Raw genomic sequence first — 19,037 nt, 5'->3', positions numbered from 1 at the left:
AATCAACATTATAGAAAATCTGCCTTTTTACACCTATTACTAATATCTTTTACCTCCAAAAGAAATGAATTTCATTTTAAACCGTTATACCTCTTCCTCAACATAATCATAAGAACTATTTTGACGATCATGTTCAGTTGATAGGATATAATTTGCTAAACCCATTACACTTGGATTCTCAAAGAAATTGTGAATGCTTATATCTGTATTTAAAACTTTATTAATAGCAGCAACAGCACTCATTAACTTCAGTGAATTTCCTCCTATTTCAAAGAAGTTATGAGAAATTCCAATAGATTTGATGCCTAGGATTTCTTCCCAAATTGAAATAATAGTCTCTTCTACAAAATTACTTGGTGCTACGTACTCTACCTCAGTTGTTACATTCCCATCAGGCTTTGGTAATGACTTTCGGTCTACTTTCCCATTTGTAGTTAGCGGTAGCTTATCAAGTTGAACAAAAAATGCAGGAATCATATACTCTGGAAGCTTTTTAGTTAGATACTTTCTAATTTCTTGAATTATTAATTCATCTTTCCATGTTTCAGAAGTAAAGTAAGCGCATATATATTTTTCACCATGAATATCATCTCTTACGATAACAATAGCTTCCTTTACTTTTTTATATTTAAGTAGCTGACTCTCTATCTCACCAAGTTCAATCCTGAAACCACGAACTTTCACTTGATGATCTATTCTACCTAAGAACTCAATATTTCCATCAGGCAACATCCTAACGAGATCCCCTGTTCGATACATTTTTTCTTCTGGTATAAATGGATTTGAGACAAACTTTTCTGCTGTCAAATCTGGTCGGTTTAAATATCCATGAGCCAATCCTGCTCCACTTAAACAAAGTTCTCCAGCTACGCCGATTGGAAGTAGTCTCTGATTTCCATCTACTATAAATGCTGAAGTATTTGCTAATGGCTTCCCAATTGGTATTGTGTCGAATTCTTCATTGATTTCATTTATACAATAATACGTAGCAAAAACAGTACTTTCTGTCGGACCGTATACATGAATCAGCTTATCTTTCCCTAAATACTCCAATGCTCGTTTTGTATGTGATACTGAAATTCTTTCACCACCAAAGAGGATTTTTCTTATATTAGATAAACACTCTATTTCTAAATCAACCAATGTATTAAATAAGGCTGTAGTTATAAACATAACACTAATTTTTTCTTCTTTTATTAATTTTGTTAGCTTACTTAAATTCAATACTGTATCTATTGATACCATCACTAATTTTGCACCATTTAACAATGCACCGTAGATGTCAAATACGGATCCATCAAAAGAATAATTTGAAAGCTGTAAAATAATATCATCTGCATCAATCTTAATATAGTTTGTGTCACGAACAACCCTTACTGCATTAGAATGTGATGTTACCACACCTTTTGGTACTCCAGTAGAGCCCGATGTATATATGATATAAGCTATGTTCTCAGAATCATTTATAGGAGCTAAATTCTCTTTACTCAATTGAAAATTCTCACTCTTATCTAAACTAACCATCTCTACATCCAATGAGGAATCATTAATGAACTTCTCCTGCGTTAATAGAATTTGAATATCACTATCTTGTATCATAAATTTAATTCTATCCTGAGGAGATTTAGGATCTATCGGCAAATAAGCTGAACCTGATTTTAAGATACCCATTATTCCAATTATCATCTCAGGGGATCTCTCAACCATAATTCCCACAATTGTATTTGCAGTAATTCCTTTATCTCGTAACCATCTAGCAACTTGATTAGACCTTTCATTTAATTCTTGATACGTCATTTTAGTGCCTTCAAATTCAACGGCAATATGATTAGGCGTTTTCTCTACCTGTTCCTCAAACAGCTGATGTATAGTCTTATCCTTCGGATAATTCGTCTTTGTATCATTAAATCTATACAATAATACATCTCGCTCTTTCTCTGGGATTATGTCTATCTCATTTAATTTCTTATCCTCATTTAAAACAACTTGTTCCGTTACCTTTTTAAGATGCATTTCTATATTGTCTATTATTTCCTGTGGATAAATCTTTTCGTTATAAGTTAATTTTAATACTAACTGTTCTCCAGGAATTGCTACAATGTTGAATCCATAATTGGTTTGCTCTTCTCCCCTTATATTTTGACACATAAAACCTGTATTACTTTCTGCATGATTAAAACTACTATCATCCAGTGAATAATTTTGAAATACCATTACATGATCAATTAGATTTCTTTTTAGATCATGTAAAGATTGAATTTCAGCTAAATTTATATAGTTATATTTATTATTTTCTATTGATTCATCCTGGACATTTCTTAAAACCTCTTTAAAACTACTATCTTTTTCCAGTTTAACTCGAGTCGGAATTGTATTAATGAATAATCCTACCATCGCTTCAATTCCTTCTACTTTTGCCTCTCTTCCTGATACGACTGTTCCAAATACAACATCTTCTATATTATTGTACCTCGCTAAAAGAATGCCCCAAATTGCCTGCAGTACGGTATTAAAAGTAACTTGATTTCTATTTGCGAGTTGAATAATGTTACGAGTCATTTCTTTTGAAAATTCTATCATTTTTTCTTTTCTTTTATATTCATTAACTTTATTCAAGATTTTAGGAACCTGTGCTTGTTCTTCATATCCATCCAAATAGCTCTTCCAATGTGCTAATCCTTCTTCTTTATCCTGTTCTTCCAGCCATCTTATATAATCACTATATGGTGTTGGCTCCGCTAAATGGCTATCTTCACCTTTCATCTTTCTTCCATAAACATCAAAGAACTCACCTAATATAATCCCAAGACACCATCCATCTAACAATATGTGATGATGACTCCATACCAATTTATATGAATCCTGATTCATTTGAATTAAGCTAATTCTCATTAATGTGTCTTCACTTAAATTAAAGCCTTTTTGTTTATCATTTTGTAAATAATTCTCTATAAACTTTGTTTTCTGCTCAATGCTTTCGTCTTGAATATCATAATATTTGAAACCTACTTTTCTATCTTGAAGTATGACGTGTCTTGGTTCCTCCACTAATTCATACTCAAATGCTGCTCTTAATATTTCGTGTCTCCTCATTATTGTATTAAATGATTTTTCTAAAATATCTACATCTACAGTCCCTTTTATATCCATTACAATTTGTTCAAAATACATACTAGAATTTTTATCTTCTAATGCGTGGAATAACATCCCTTTTTGCATATTTGCTAACGGATATATTTTCTCAATAATAAAACCATTGTATTTTTCTTTTATTTCTTCAAGTTCTTCTAATGTTATATTTATATCTCCATAATCAAAAGGTGTTTGGTCTGGTTCTACTTTATTCGCACAGTGATTAATTATCATTTCAAGACTTTCTTTATATTTCTGATTTAAGTCCTTTATCATTTTTTCACTGTATTCTAATTTATTAAATGTTGTATGAATAACCAATTCACCATTTAAAACCATTGAATTCATTTCTATAGATGTATTCCTATTAATTTTCTTACCCACTGTTTCACCTATAGACCATTTCGATGCAGAGAATTCTCTCCTGTTAATATCTTGATCCAATTCACCTAAATAGTTAAATGAAATTGGTGCCTTTTCTTCATTCATAAATCCCTTATCTTTTGCTAAATGTTTTAATACCCCATAACCTATTCCTTTATTTGGTATTTTTCTCAAAGTTTCTTTAACTGTCTTTATGTTGGTCGAAAGTTCATTTTCATTCCCTATATCTAAAAGCACTGGATACATCGTCGTGAACCAGCCAACAGTCCTATTGATTTCGAAATTCTCTATTACGTCCTCTCTTCCATGCCCTTCCATATTTACTTTTAGCTTGTATTTCCCCGTCAATTCTCTGGTTCCAACTGCTAAAGCTGTTAATAAAATATCATTTATTTCTGTGTTATATGCCCTATTTGTATTTCTAAGTAAAGATGTAGTGAGTTCTTTATCTAATGTAATACTTACTGTACTACTATTTTCAAAGTTGTTTTTTGTGATTTCTTTCTTTTTAGGGATAAACTGTACATTCTCTTTTGATATACTTGTCCAATATTCCCTTTCTTTCATTAATTCCCTACTCACACTATAAGCTTTTAACTTTGATGCAAATTCTTTATAGGAATCTGTTTTGAATCCTATTTCTAGCTTTTCACCCTTTTCTAGTTGTGAATATAAAGTCTCCAAATCTTCGAGTAGGATTCTCCATGATACTCCATCCACTACAAGGTGATGAATCGCAATCAGAAGATGATCTCCTTCATCAGATTTAAATATACAAAGCTTTACAAGTTTACCTTCTTTAATATCCATCTCTTTTTGAATATTTGTAGCAATTTCATATACCTTCTCTTCCTTATTCTCAACACCCTTAACATCATGAATATATAAATCAAATAGGTTCTTGTCATAACCTCTATTATATTGAATTATTTCTCCCTCTTTTTCTTTATATATCATGCGTAAAGCATCATGATGTTCCATAATTTTATTAAATACTTCTTCTATCTGTTTTTCATCAAATCCATTTTCTCTAAATAGCATGAACGATTGATTAAAATGATGTATCTCTTCTTGGTTTTTCTCAAAATACCAACTTTGTATCGGCGTTAATTCTACTTCCCCATTTACTATTTCATGAACCTTTTGTTCTTTCTTTTCTCGTTTTATATATTTTCCAAGATTTTTAATTTTTGGATTTGCAAATAAATCTTTCATTTCTAGTTTAAGACCAATTCTAGATAATCTAGATATAATTTGGATTGCCTTAATGGAATCTCCTCCAGATACAAAGAAATTATGATTAATCCCTATATCCTCTATCCCAATAATACTTCTCCAAATTTCAACGAGCTTTTCTTCCACTTCATTTCTCGGTTCCTCATACTCTACCCCGGTATTAATACTTCCATCTGGTTCAGGAAGTGCTTTTCTGTCTACTTTCCCGTTCGTTGTCAACGGAAGTTTATCTAATTTCACAAAATATCCAGGAATCATATAATCCGGAAGTTTCTGTTCTAAATATTCTCGAATTTCCCTTGCATGTAATTCTTTTTGTGAAACGATATACGCACATAAATATTGATTACTTTCCTTATCTTCTCTAGCTATAACAATCGTTTCTTCGATATCTTGATGAGTTGACAGTTGACTTTCTATTTCTCCAAGTTCAATTCGATAACCACGTATTTTCACCTGATGATCTATCCGTCCTAAAAATTCTATATTCCCATCAGGTAACCACCTTGCAAGATCTCCAGTTCGATACATAGATTTACCGTTATTAAATGGATTTTCAATAAACCTTTCAGCTGTTAATTCTAGATTATTCAAATATCCTCTTGCTATCCCCTCACCTGATACACACAGTTCCCCAGCTACTCCAATTGGCTGAAGATTATTTCCCTTGTCTAATATATATATATTAGTGTTTAAAATTGGTTTTCCAATCGGAATTACCTTATCACCGCTTATTTGATCAAACTCAATTCTATAACTTGTGGAATCTACACAACACTCTGTAGGCCCATAAACATTTGTGATATTAGGTTTAAAATCAGCAAACTTTCCAAATAAACCTTTGATTAAATAAGGCGTTAATGCCTCTCCTCCTACAATAAATTCTTTAATTTCTAATTCTTGTTCTATTTTATTTACATAGCTAAGCATTGTTAAATGTGCCGGAGTAGCATCGGATACATGTATTTTATTTGTTGCATAATACTCAATTAAACTCATTGCATTCCAACATACTTCCTTTGGCACAACAAATAAGGTATGTCCTAAAAGTAATGTGGCAAATATTTGTTTCACCGATGCATCAAATATAAATGGTGCTAGCAACGCGACATTAACATTAGTATTGAACCTTTTATAAATTACATTATTTAACCCATTGACTAAGTTATTTACACTATTTTGTTCTATCATTACCCCTTTAGGATTCCCTGTAGAACCTGATGTATATATTACATAAGCTAAATTTCGAGGACTATTTATTTTACTGATATTCGTTCTATTTTCTTTATATTTTAATTTATCTAATTGTATAATTTGTCCATGAAAAGATATATCGCTATGAACCTCATTCGTTACGCATAGTATCTCTATATGGCTATTACGTAACATATATTCTTTTCTTGTCCTAGGATAAGTTGGATCAATCGGTAAATAAGCTCCTCCAGCTTTTAAAATCCCCATTATACCTACTATCATTTCAATAGAGCGTTCCACCATTATTCCCGTTACTACGTCAGGACCAACTCCTTTTTCGCGAAGTATATGCGCAAGGCTATTTGCCCTTTCGTTTAGCTCTTTATATGTTATACTTTGATTTTCAAAAACAAGTGCCACATTATTAGGTGTCTTCTCTACCTGTTCTTCAAAAAGCTCTGGAAGTGTTTTTTCTTTAGCATATTTTCCTTTTGTATTATTAAATTCGTTTAATAACTTACTTTTTTCTTTCTCTGTTAATATATCTATTTCACTTAATTTCTGTTCTGGATTTTCTACTACTTCTCTTAAGACGTTTATAAAATGCTCTAAAAACCTCTCTATTGTTTCCTTTTTATAGAGAGCCGTACAGTATTCAATTTCTAATCCTAATCCATCCTCTAACTCACTTACATGTATAGTAATATCAAACTTAACTATTTCCCTCTGATCTTCTAACATGCTAACCTTTAGTCCATCCAAATTTAATAGCATATTATCAGTGTGTTGAAATACCAGCATCGTATCAAATAGTGGATTTCTTGAAATGTCTCTTCTCACATTTACCTTTTCTACCAATTCTTCAAATTGATAATCCTGATTTTCATATGCTTTCAATGTATTTTCTTTTACTTCTTTTAAGTACTCTCTAAAAGATCTATTGCCCTTTGGATAATTTCTCATTGCAAGGGTATTCACAAACATTCCCATTACATTATTTAAATCTACATGTTTTCTTCCTGCAATTGGTGATCCTACTACTATATCCTCTTGCCCTGAATATTTAGAAAGCAAAGTCGTGTATCCTGCTAACATCAGCATATACATAGTAACTTCATTTTCTGTAGCCAACTTGTTTAACTGATTATAAGTTTCACTATTGATTTTTAAATTGATTCTATCTCCAGCAAAACTTCTTCTTTTTGGCCTTTTATAGTCCGTTGGCATATTTAGTACTGGTACTTCTTCATTGAACACATTCATCCAATACTTTTCTTGCTTTGTGATTTCTTCTTGAGTAAACAAGCCTCTTTGCCACTCAGAATAATCTTTATATTGAATGCTTAATGGAGATAATTTTTGACCATTATATAATTCAGCTAATTCCTGCATGAAAATCCCCATTGATACACCATCTGAAATGATATGATGCATATCTAATACCATCACGTGCTCATCATCTGTAACATGTATGATTTCAACCCGTAAAAGAGGAGCCTTCTCCAAATCAAACGGTTTAACAAATCCATTGATTATATCATCTAGTTTATTGGTACCCATTTCTCTATACGTCACTTGGAAATTTATGTCTTTTTCAATCTTTTGAACTGGTTCACCATCTACCATTACAAAAGAAGTTCTTAAAGATTCATGTCTTTCGATTAATTTACGGAAAGCCTGTTCAAGCTGATGAACATCCAAATCACCTTTTATTTTCATAGCGAAAGGCATATTATAAGATACTCCGCTACCCTCTATTTTGTTTAAAATGTAGAGTCTTCTTTGGGCAGATGAAAGCGGATAATAATCTTGTTCTTCTACTTTTTTGATCGATGCATATACACTTTCTTTTGTAGAGTTAATAAATTCTCCAATCTCTTTTATAGTAGGTACTTGGAATATTTGTCCTAAAGGTATCTCCACCATAAGTTCCTTATGGATTCTAGAAACCATCGTAGTCGCTTTCAGTGAATGGCCTCCAATTTCAAAAAAGTTGTGTTGAATTCCTATGTTTTCTATATCTAAAATATCTTGCCAAATGGATACAAGCTTTTCTTCGACTGTATTCCTTGGCGCCTCATACTCTACTACTCCTGCAACCGAACTTCCATCAGGACTTGGTAAAGCCTTTCGATCCACTTTCCCATTTGTAGTAAGTGGTAGCTTGTCTAGCTGAACAAAAAAAGCAGGAATCATATACTCTGGTAACTCTTTTGTCAAAAACTTTCGAATTTCTTGAACCCTAGTCTCGCCCTTCGATGTTTCGGAAGTAAAGTACGCACATAAATATTGATGATGACTATTATCTTCTCTTGCGATAACAACAGCTTCTTTTACTTCCTTATGTTTTAGAAGTTGACTCTCTATCTCACCCAGTTCAATCCTGAAACCACGAATTTTCACTTGATGGTCAATTCTTCCTAAAAACTCAATATTTCCATCAGGTAACATTCTCACAAGGTCTCCTGTTCGATACATTCTCTCTCCTGGAATGAACGGATTTGGAATGAATTTTTCTGCTGTGAGCTCTGGTCTATTTAAATAACCACGGGCCAAACCTTCTCCGCTGATACAAAGCTCGCCTGGCACTCCCAATGGACAAAGCCCATTAGATTCGTTTAAAATAAAGACTTTTGTATTACATATTGGTTTTCCTATCGGTATATTGTCATAAGAATTTTCTATAATAAAGCTTGTTGTTACTACTGAATTCTCTGTAGGACCATAGTTATTAACAATCTGGTAACTTTTATTTTCAAAATAATTTAGTTTATCTCCACCTGTTAATAATCTTCTTAAAGATGTATTCTCAAGCATTAAAAATTGTTCACATACTTGTGTAGGTAAAAAGCTTATTGAAATCTCTTTTTCAATAAAATATTTGTTTAATTTCGTAATATCTAATTTTAAATTATCATTTATAATATGAATCTCTGAACCCGCTATGATATAAGGAAATACTTCCCAAGCAAATGCATCAAAACTTATACTTGCATAACTAGCATTTTTATCAGTTTCACTTATTTTATTGAAGGAATTATGCCAATTACATAAGTTCACCAATGAATGATGCTCCACCATAACTCCTTTTGGCTTTCCAGTAGAACCAGATGTATAAATGACATAGACTAAATCTTTACTGCTGCTATCAATACGTAAGTTCTCGGTTCCGTATTTAAACAAATGCTCATTATGAATATTAATAATGCTAATATCATCAACTTCTGTACAATCAACTAAATTAATTAATTTATCCTGGGTCAATAATATTTCAGTTTGACTATCTTGAAGTATATATTTAATTCTATCTATAGGATATGTAGGATCAATTGGTAAATACGCACCACCAGCTTTTAGAATTCCCATAATTCCCACAATCACATCAACCGAACGTTCTAATAATATTCCTACTATTTTATCAGAACCAACACCATTTTCTCTTAACGCTCTTGCCAATTGATTAGATTTTTCATTTAACTCCCTATATGTCAATTGCTTATCTTCAAAAACAACTGCAATGCTATCTGGCGTTCGTTCTACTTGTTCTTCAAATAACTTGTGTATTAACTGGTTTTTAGAGAAATCTACATTTGTATCGTTATGTTCATACAATAAAAAGCGCTTTTCTTCTTGTGGGATCATATCTATTTTATTTACACTTATCGAAAGATTTCCTGATATTTCTCTCAGAATATTAATATAATTTTCTGTCATTCTTAATATTGTGTCTCTTTTGAATAATCCAGTACTATATTCGACATTTAACACGATCTCATCGTCATAATCTAAAATATTAAAAGTGATATCGAATTTTGCATTATCTAATTCAAATATAATTGGACTAAGATTTAAAGCACCTTGCTTCTTAGTAAATAATTTAGCGTCTTCCAATACAAACATGGTATCAAATAAAGGGTTTCTATTAGAGTCTCTTTCATAGTCTATACTGCGAATTAGTTCGTCAAACTGATACTCTGAGTTTTCAAATGCTGTAATTGTATTTTCTTTTACCTGTTCCAAAATTTCTTTAAAACTTTTTGTAGCATCTATATTGTTTCTTAAAGCAATAGTGTTAACGAACACACCAAAAATATTTTGTAAATCTTGATGTAACCTACCTGATGCAGCTGTTCCGACAACAATATCAGTTTTTCCAGTATATTTGTGAAGTAATATATGATAAGCGCTAAGCATAAGCATATATAAAGTTGACCCTGTATCCTTAGCTACCCTTCTTATCTGTTCAGATAACTCTTTTTCTATATGAAAGTATGCATTTTCTCCTGCAAAGGTATCAATATTTTCTTTTCTATAATCATAAGGTAATTCTAATTTAGATGGCAGATGACTGTATAAATTCAGCCAATATTGCTCTTGTTTTTTTATAGCATTAGATTGATTATACGTATTATTCCATTCTACATAATCCTTGTATTGTATATTTATCTTAGGTAGATCAAGATTGTTATATAAATCGAGTATTTCATTCATAAATATTCCTTGTGATACCCCATCTGCTATTATGTGATGGAAGTTAACAACCAATATATGCTTCTCTACTCCGATTTTAATTAGTTTAGCTCTCATTAATGATGGTTTATTTAAATCAAAAGGCTTTGTTGATTCCTTACACATTTTGCTAGTTAAATCTCTTAAACCTTCATCATCTGTTACGACTATATCTAAACATTGGTATTCCAAATCAAAATCAACTTTATCATAAACCCTTTGAACTAATTCATTATCTAATACTTCAAATCCTGTTCTCAGGATTTCATGTCTATCTATAAATTTTCTAAATGCTTTTTCAAGTCTATTACATTCGATTTCACCTTCGACAAGTAACGCCATAGGAATATGATATGCTCCTCTATTATTTTCCATCATAGAAAGCATGTACATTCGTTTTTGAGAAGGCGATGTAGCATAATAATCCTTTTTCGATACCCTTTCAATCCTATTTCCCCTATGATTGTCTTGGCTATTTTTCAAATATTGATCTAATACCTTTATAGTGTCATTTTTAAATATTTCTCCTATCGGCACCTCTATATTCATTCTCTTTTTAATTTCAGTAACAATCGATATCGCTTTTAATGAATCTCCGCCTATTTCATAGTAATTAGTATCTATTCCTATGTTTTCTATTTCGAATACATCTTTCCATATATCTAATATTTGGGCTTGAGTTTCATTTTCTGATTCTTCACATGTAGTTGCTGCAACTTCATCTAGTTCATGATTTTTTATTAATTCCCCCAAAATACTCTTATTTACTTTTCCATTTACAGTCAATGGTATTTCATCTATTTTGAAAAATCTTGATGGAATCATATAATTCGGGAGCTGATTTTGCAAATATTGTTTTAGTTCATTTGGGTTTATGTCTTCATCTGAAACTACAAAAGCATACAGGCTTTTCATTTTATTATCGTTTGTATAGTCAATTACTACTGTTTTATTTACACCTTTATATTTAATTATACAATTTTCAATTTCCCCTAATTCTACCCTATATCCCCTTATCTTAACTTGACTGTCTTTTCTTCCTAAAAATTCGACATATCCGTCCTCTTTTAACACGCCATAATCACCGGTTTTGTAAATATATCCTAATTCTTCGTGCAAAATAAATGACATCTTAGTTTTTTCAATATCATTTATATATCCACTTGCTACTCCCACTCCACCAATGTACAATTCTCCCTCTACATCTACGGGACACAATTGCTTGTTTTGATTTAATACATAAATTTTCTGGTTAGCCAACGGCATCCCATATGGTATACTTTTCCAATCTCCCTTAATTTCCTTAATAGGGTAATATATGGACCATATTGACCCCTCAGTTGCTCCACCTAAGCTAATAACTTCCGCATTTTTGAAAGTTTTCTTTATCTTCTGAGGAAGTTCCAGCGGTATCCAGTCCCCACTAAGCAATACAAGCCTTAGACTATCATCCTGTTCACTATCATTATATAAGTCCACTGTCAGTTCCATAATTGCTGGAACTGAGTTCCAAATTGTGATTCCTTCTTTCTTTACAACTTTTTTTAGGTTATATACATCCCTTTGATCATCTATAATTACAAGGGCCGCTCCACAGCTCAATGCACCAAAAACATCATAAACTGACAAATCAAAGCACAGTGAAGAAATCCCCATAATTTTATCATTTTCTGTCACACAGAATTTTTCGTTAATATCTATAATTGTATTTGTTGCTGCACCATGAGTTATTTGAACTCCTTTAGGTTTTCCTGTACTACCAGAAGTAAAAATAACATATGCCATATCTGTTTCATCTACTTTTATATTGACTTCATCACCAGAATATTCCCTAATATTTTCATCTTTATAGGTAGAAGGTGTTATAAAGAACTTACAATTACTTTTCTTTTTTATATATTCTTTTCTTTCTTCAGGATAATCAGGATCAAGCGGTATATATGCTGCTCCAGCCTTTAAGACAGCAAACAAATTTATAATGGTATCTATACATCGCTTACCTATCACACCAATGTAATCACCTTTTCTAACTCCCTTATCCATTAAGTATCTTGCAATTTGATTCGATTTTTCATTTAGTTCTTTATAAGTTATCGAATCATCATGATGAATTACAGCTACCTTATCTGGTACTAGTTTTGCTCGATTCACAAACATTTCATGTAAAGTACACTTATCAAACTTTTTGTTTGTATCATTATAGGTTTCAATAACTTTTATGCTATTGTCACTAAGGTTAATACCTGACACTTGATCATTAAATATAACCTGATTTAATACATTTATATATTGTTCAAACATTGATTTAATAACATTGATCTCAAATAATTGTTCAACGTAATCCCATGTAATATATAAACCTCCATTTAATTCATAAACTTGGTTATCTATATAAACTTGGGATGTTCTTGTACTAAAAAATTTAATTTTTTCAAAATCTATCAAATGATTAAATGAATCATCTGAGTCCTCACTCAATACACTTGTAAATACAATAGGCATTATAGCTTGATTAACCATTCTATGTTTTTTCCCAATAGCTCTTATAAAATCCACACCATCATAATGTCTATGTTCAAGGGCTTCTAACAAGGTATCCTGTACCTTCGCAGCAAATTTCCAAAATGACTCAATACTATCTTTCGCATTAATATCTAATAACATTAGAGTTGTGAAATCCCCAATGATTTTTTTTACGTCTTGATGAAACGGTATCCGATTAAAAACAGTTAAATTTACTGCAAATCGACTCTGATTACTCCAATATGCTAAGACATAAGCATATGCAGCACATAAAACCGATGTAGGGGTAAGATTTTTTTCTCTTGCTTTTTGTTTTAATCTATTCCACGTTTCACGTTCTAAAAATTCCGAACATTTATTGAATGTAGGTTTTTCAATTTCTAATGGGTTGCATTTTAAAGGCAATGCTGGTGCACTTGGGAAATTATCCAATTTATTTAACCAGTACTTCTCATCTTTTTTATATCGATTAGATTGCCTAAATTCATTGGTTGCTAAAACATAGTCTCTAAAATTATACTCCAGCTCAGGCAGCTGCAGACTTGGCTGATTGTAAAACATTTTAAATTCCTTGATTAATATTTTCATGCTACTGTCATCACAAATTAGCGGATCTATATTTAAACAAAAATATTTTTGATTATTGGGTAATATAAATGCTTTTATCTCAAATAATGGCCAAGTACTTGGATCTATGATTTTAGCTATCATTTTTTGTCTTTGTTCCAATATACGTATCATTATATCTTCTTGATTTAAATGCCTTACATCTACTGTGTCTACAGAATAAAGAAGTTCTCCTTCTAAGATTCTTTGTGTTCCATTTTCAAAAACTATTGTTCTTAGTATTGGATGTCTATTAATTAATTTTTGTAATGCACTATTAAACCTATCTATATTAATATCTATTTCAAATTCAACCGTTAAATTTGTAGCTGCTCCACCAATTTCAAAAGCCGGATCTCTACCTATTAAATAGGCTAATTGTATACCTGTAAGTGGGAAAGGTTCATGTAAATTCTTTAAATCTGTAGTTTTTGTAAATTGTCGGTTCTCAATAATTTCTCCCTTGTTCGTTTCGATGTAAGCACTTATTTTCTTTATTGTGGATAATCTAAACAGTTCCTTTAATGGTAAATCAACACTTAACCTATCATTCATTTTAGATAAAAGCTCCATTGCGTTTATCGAATGCCCACCAAGAACTGCAAAACTGTCATTAATACCAACTTTATTTATATTCAAAGTTTCCTGCCACATTAAAACGAGCTGTTTTTCAATCTCACTTCTTGGTTCCTCATATTCAACCTCGGTATTAAAACTTCGATCTGGTTCAGGTAAAGACTTTTTATCTATTTTTCCATTTGCTGTTAACGGCATTTTATCTAACTTAAGAAAATAAGTAGGAATCATATAATCAGGTAACTTTTCACCTAAAAATTTTCTTAATTCTTCAACAATAACTTCTCCTACTAATGTTAGATATGCACAAATATAATTGCTCTTGTCCTTTTCTTCTCTTGCTACAACTACAGTTTCTTTTACATTTGGATGCTTTAATAACTGACTCTCTATCTCTCCAAGTTCAATCCTAAATCCCCGAACCTTTACTTGATGGTCAATTCTTCCTATAAATTCAATATTCCCATCAGGTAACCACCTTGCCAAATCTCCTGTGCGGTATAAACGCTCTCCTTCTGCAAATGGGTTTTTAACGAATTTCTCTAATGTTAGCTGCTCATTATTTAAGTACCCTTTAGTTAATCCATCACCAGAAATACAAAGTTCTCCAGGTTCACCAATAGGAAGTAAATTTTTCTTTTCATCTACTATGTAAACTGAAGTATTTGCTAACGGTTTACCTATAGGTAGAGTGTCAACATCCTCATCTATTTCATTTATAAAGTAATATGTGGCAAAAACAGTACTTTCCGTTGGTCCGTATACATGAATGAGTTTATCTTTCCCCAGAAATTCTAATGCTTTTCTTGCATGGGAGACAGAAATTCTTTCTCCACCAAATAATATTTTTCTCACATTGATTAAACAATCTATTTTGATATCTACAAGCGCATTAAATAAAGCAGTTGTAATAAACATCACGTTTATGTTTTCTTGCTTAATTATATTTCCAAGCTTATTTATATCCGTGACTGTATCTTTTTCTATAACTACTAATTTCGCCCCATTTAACAGAGCACCATATATATCAAAAATTGATCCATCAAAAGAATAATTCGAAAGCTGCAGAATGGTATCATTATTATTTATTTCTATGTAATTTGTATTTCGAACGACTCTGATAGCACTATAATGCGAAATGATAACTCCCTTTGGTATTCCAGTAGAACCCGATGTATAAATAATATAAGCTGTATCATCAAAACGATTTATATGTTTCAGATTACCTGTACTTAAGTCACTTGAATCTAGCTCGTCCAAATTGATTATTTCTAAATCATATTCGATTTTCTTAATGAATTTCTCTTGAGTCAATAAAATCATGGTATGACTATCCCGTAACATATAATCAATTCTTGCTTTTGGAGTATCAGGATCAATTGGGAGGTAAGCTGCTCCAGATTTTAAAATACCCATTATTCCAATTATCATTTCAAGTGATCTATCAATCATTAATCCTATAATAGCATCTGTATTAACGCCCTTATTCCTTAACATCCTTGCTAATTGATTGGATTTCTCGTTAAGTTGCCTGTATGTGAGTTGTTTATCTTTAAACACAACTGCAATATTCTCAGGTGTTCTCTCCACTTGTTCTTCAAATAGCTGGTTTATGGTCTTATTTCTTGGATATTCGTTTTTTGTGGAATTGAATTTATTTAATATCATATCTTGCTCTGCTACTGTAATCTCATCGTAAGTTCTTGTCCCATCCTTGTTTATTTCACCAGAATTCTTAATAGACATGTTGGATTTCCCCTTTTTTAGTAATTATCCATTACCAAAATTATTTATTATTTTATTACTGTTAAAAATATAGAGAATGAATTAAATAAAAAATTCATCGTTCATAACAAGGTATACAATCCCCCCTATTTAGAAGTTACTAAAAGGAATTCTATAAAAAATTTAACTTACTACGAGAAAAATTTCCTTATTTTCACGCAAAAAACATATGATAAAAATTTATCTAAATAATTAAAATAATCAGATTTTTTTACTGTAATTTAATTAAAGACAAATATTAAAACTCATATCAAGTTACAGATAAGGCTACTACAGCACATAATTAAGAACATGAATAAGTAAGGATAACTATTGGTATATATCTGAGGAATCTAATTTAAAACCTCAGTTAACGTATCATTTATTATTGTTGTAATTTTTTCCACATTGTTATTTATAAAGAAATGATTTCCTTCCAAATTATAAATCTTAAAATTCCCACAAGTATGCTTCTTCCAACCAATTATGCCTTTTAGACTAATTAAATCTTCTGTTCCGTTTAATACAGTAATATCGCATGTGATTTTGTCCGCTTTTTCTTTATATTCATATGTTTCAACTATTTTAAAATCATGTTTTAGTAAAGGAATGAAAAATTCGAACAATTCTTCGTTACGAATTAATTCTTCTGGTGTTCCCCCTAATTCTATAACTCTATTTTTAAACTCGTTATTTGGTAAATTATAAGTTATCTCCTTCTTTTCCCTTTCACTCGGTGCTTTGTATCCAGAAAAAAAGATATGCTTGGGTTTCTTGAATCCCATTCCTATTATTTTATAGTATAATTCATACGCTAATAGGCTCCCCATACTATGTCCATAAATTGCATAATCTTCCTCACCTATTTTATCCCGAATATTATCAAAGATGTCATCTACCGCTTCTTCTAAGCTATTATAAAATGGTTCATTGAATCTTTTCCCTCTTCCCTTTAACAGTACTGGACATAGATTTATAGATGGGGTTAGATAATCACCCCATTTATAATATAACGCTTCGGATCCTCCTGCATAAGGCAAACAAAATAACATCATTAAAATGCACCTCTATCTCATAAAAGTTTGTAGAAATCATTAATAATAATATCTTGGTTAATCACTGTTATATTACTAGAAATTTCTTCATTTAATGAACATACGGCCATTTTGTATTCTAACTCTATATCAAAAATCGCCATTGAATAAGAATTACTTTTTTCTTCATTATCGGAAAGTATACGAACAGCTTTGTGACTATCTATATTAATAGAAAATGATTTTAGTGACATTGATAATCCGCTTCCATAGCATTTAATATAACTCTCTTTCAATGTCCATACCTCATAAAACTTCCTCAATTGATAATTAACATCACCTTTTTGTATATAAGCATATTCACTATCACAGAAAAAACTTTTTGCTATTTCTTCGTATTCAATATGTTTTATTTGTTCAATGTCAATTCCAACAGGGTTATTACTAATTGCACATACTACAAATTCTCCCGAATGTGAAATGTTAAAGTAATAATTCGGATACCCCTTTAAATAAGGTTTTCCATAATGATTTTTCCCCCATACTATTCTTTCATTACCGATTTTAAGCTTTTTATTTGTTAGAGTCCTTACTAGTAATTCACCAATCAAGGTTCTAATTTTATCTTTTTTATTAATAAATTTTTTTATTCTATATCTTTTCTCTTCATCTATCCACGAACAAATTTTTTCTAATTTGCGATCATTTATATCTTTAATTTTGGTAACAAAAATTTCCATAAAATCCCTCACAAATCCTAGTTAAATTAATTGATCAACTACAATTATTCGAGCGTTATGCTAACTGATTTTTCTACTTTCATTAATCGTGGAATGCTAATCATGTAAAAAACTCCTACAAATATTAAACATCCGCCAACTATCCAAAAAAGAGTTTCAACTGCAAGAATACCTGGGTAAAATCCAGCAATAAAAAGTAAGGTTAGTGACTGTGAGAGCATCATCAAAGGATTAATACACCCGTGTACTCTTCCCATCATTTTGGGATTTACTATTTTCGGAATCCAACCTCCAATTGCTACATTAATCATCGGAAGTGCTAGGGCAACTATGCCCGTACAAATAACATACAGCCAAACTGTATTGACTAATGAGCTCAAAATAGTCGCTCCTCCTCCAATAAACAAAGCTAAAATTAGTAAATGATAAAGCTTTATTTTTTGAGAAAGTATAGATGCTATAACACTACCAAGTAAAATCCCGATACCAAAGACTATACTTAATATAATTGAAACTTCTTCATAGTTTCTTGGGGCTAGTTTGTATTTTAAAATAAATACCTGCATCACTGAGAGCCCTCCATTTAAAATTCCGAAAACTATAAATCCGGAGATAAGTGTAAGTAACAAGTTGTGGTTCAAAATATAACGTATTCCCTTCACAAAATCCTTCATTACAATTGAAATGTTCAAATCCTTGATATTATGCTTTCCATTTGGCATACGAATTTCTTCTGACATTCTACAAGATTTTATTAGAAGAGCACTAATAAAAAAACTAATTGCATCAATTAAGATTGCACCATAAATACCGATTACCCAATAACAATAAATCCCGATACCACTACCAAAAAGCATAAACAAACTTGTAACCATCTGATTCAAACCAACTGCAGTAGCATAGTCATCTCTTGTTAAAACACCTTGTACAAGGGATGATTGCGCGGGTGTAAAAAAGCTCTTTACCATACTTCTTAAAAATAACAGCGCAAATGCTGCTGGCATCCAGTTTAGAAAAAGAGACCATAATAATAAAAGCGATAATATAGAACAGATCCAATCACAATTTTGAGCTATTTTTTGTCGATCAATCCTATCAGTAACTACACCAACAAGAAAAAATACTACTAATGTGGGCAAAGACAACATCAACTCCGTAATAGTAGCATATGCAGGTTGGTGCGAAAAACGATTTAAAAAATAAAACATAAGTGCAGTTAAACCAATTGTACTACCCATTTGTGAAGTAAAAGATGCAAAAAATAGCCTCGAGTAATTCCCATTTTGAAATATAACTAAAATTTTCTTCATAAGGACTCCCCATTTAATTTGACTTAATT

At 31.2% G+C, this 19,037-nt stretch carries 4 protein-coding genes; all 4 read right to left on the bottom strand.

Features of this window, described 5'->3' with window-relative positions:
- Positions 1-84 precede the first annotated feature (84 nt).
- Positions 85-15,906, bottom strand: coding sequence for a non-ribosomal peptide synthetase (locus tag CGQ22_RS14440; protein ID WP_089148875.1), 15,822 nt, complete (start codon positions 15,904-15,906; stop codon positions 85-87).
- A 371-nt stretch (positions 15,907-16,277) separates the two neighbouring features.
- Entirely contained in the window at positions 16,278-16,979 is a 702-nt protein-coding gene (locus CGQ22_RS14435; protein WP_000979068.1) for a thioesterase II family protein, read from the bottom strand.
- Between the two features lie 17 nt (positions 16,980-16,996).
- Complete coding sequence (locus tag CGQ22_RS14430; RefSeq protein WP_000402329.1) at positions 16,997-17,698, bottom strand: 4'-phosphopantetheinyl transferase family protein; 702 nt, start codon at positions 17,696-17,698, stop codon at positions 16,997-16,999.
- A gap of 44 nt (positions 17,699-17,742) precedes the next feature.
- On the bottom strand, positions 17,743-19,008 hold the full coding sequence (locus CGQ22_RS14425; RefSeq protein ID WP_000722985.1) for an MFS transporter: 1,266 nt from the start codon (positions 19,006-19,008) through the stop codon (positions 17,743-17,745).
- Positions 19,009-19,037 lie beyond the last annotated feature (29 nt).

The sequence above is a fragment of the Bacillus sp. M13(2017) genome, from assembly GCF_002218325.1.
Lineage (GTDB): Bacteria > Bacillota > Bacilli > Bacillales > Bacillaceae_G > Bacillus_A > Bacillus_A thuringiensis_K.
This window is presented reverse-complemented; position numbering and strand designations above follow the sequence as displayed.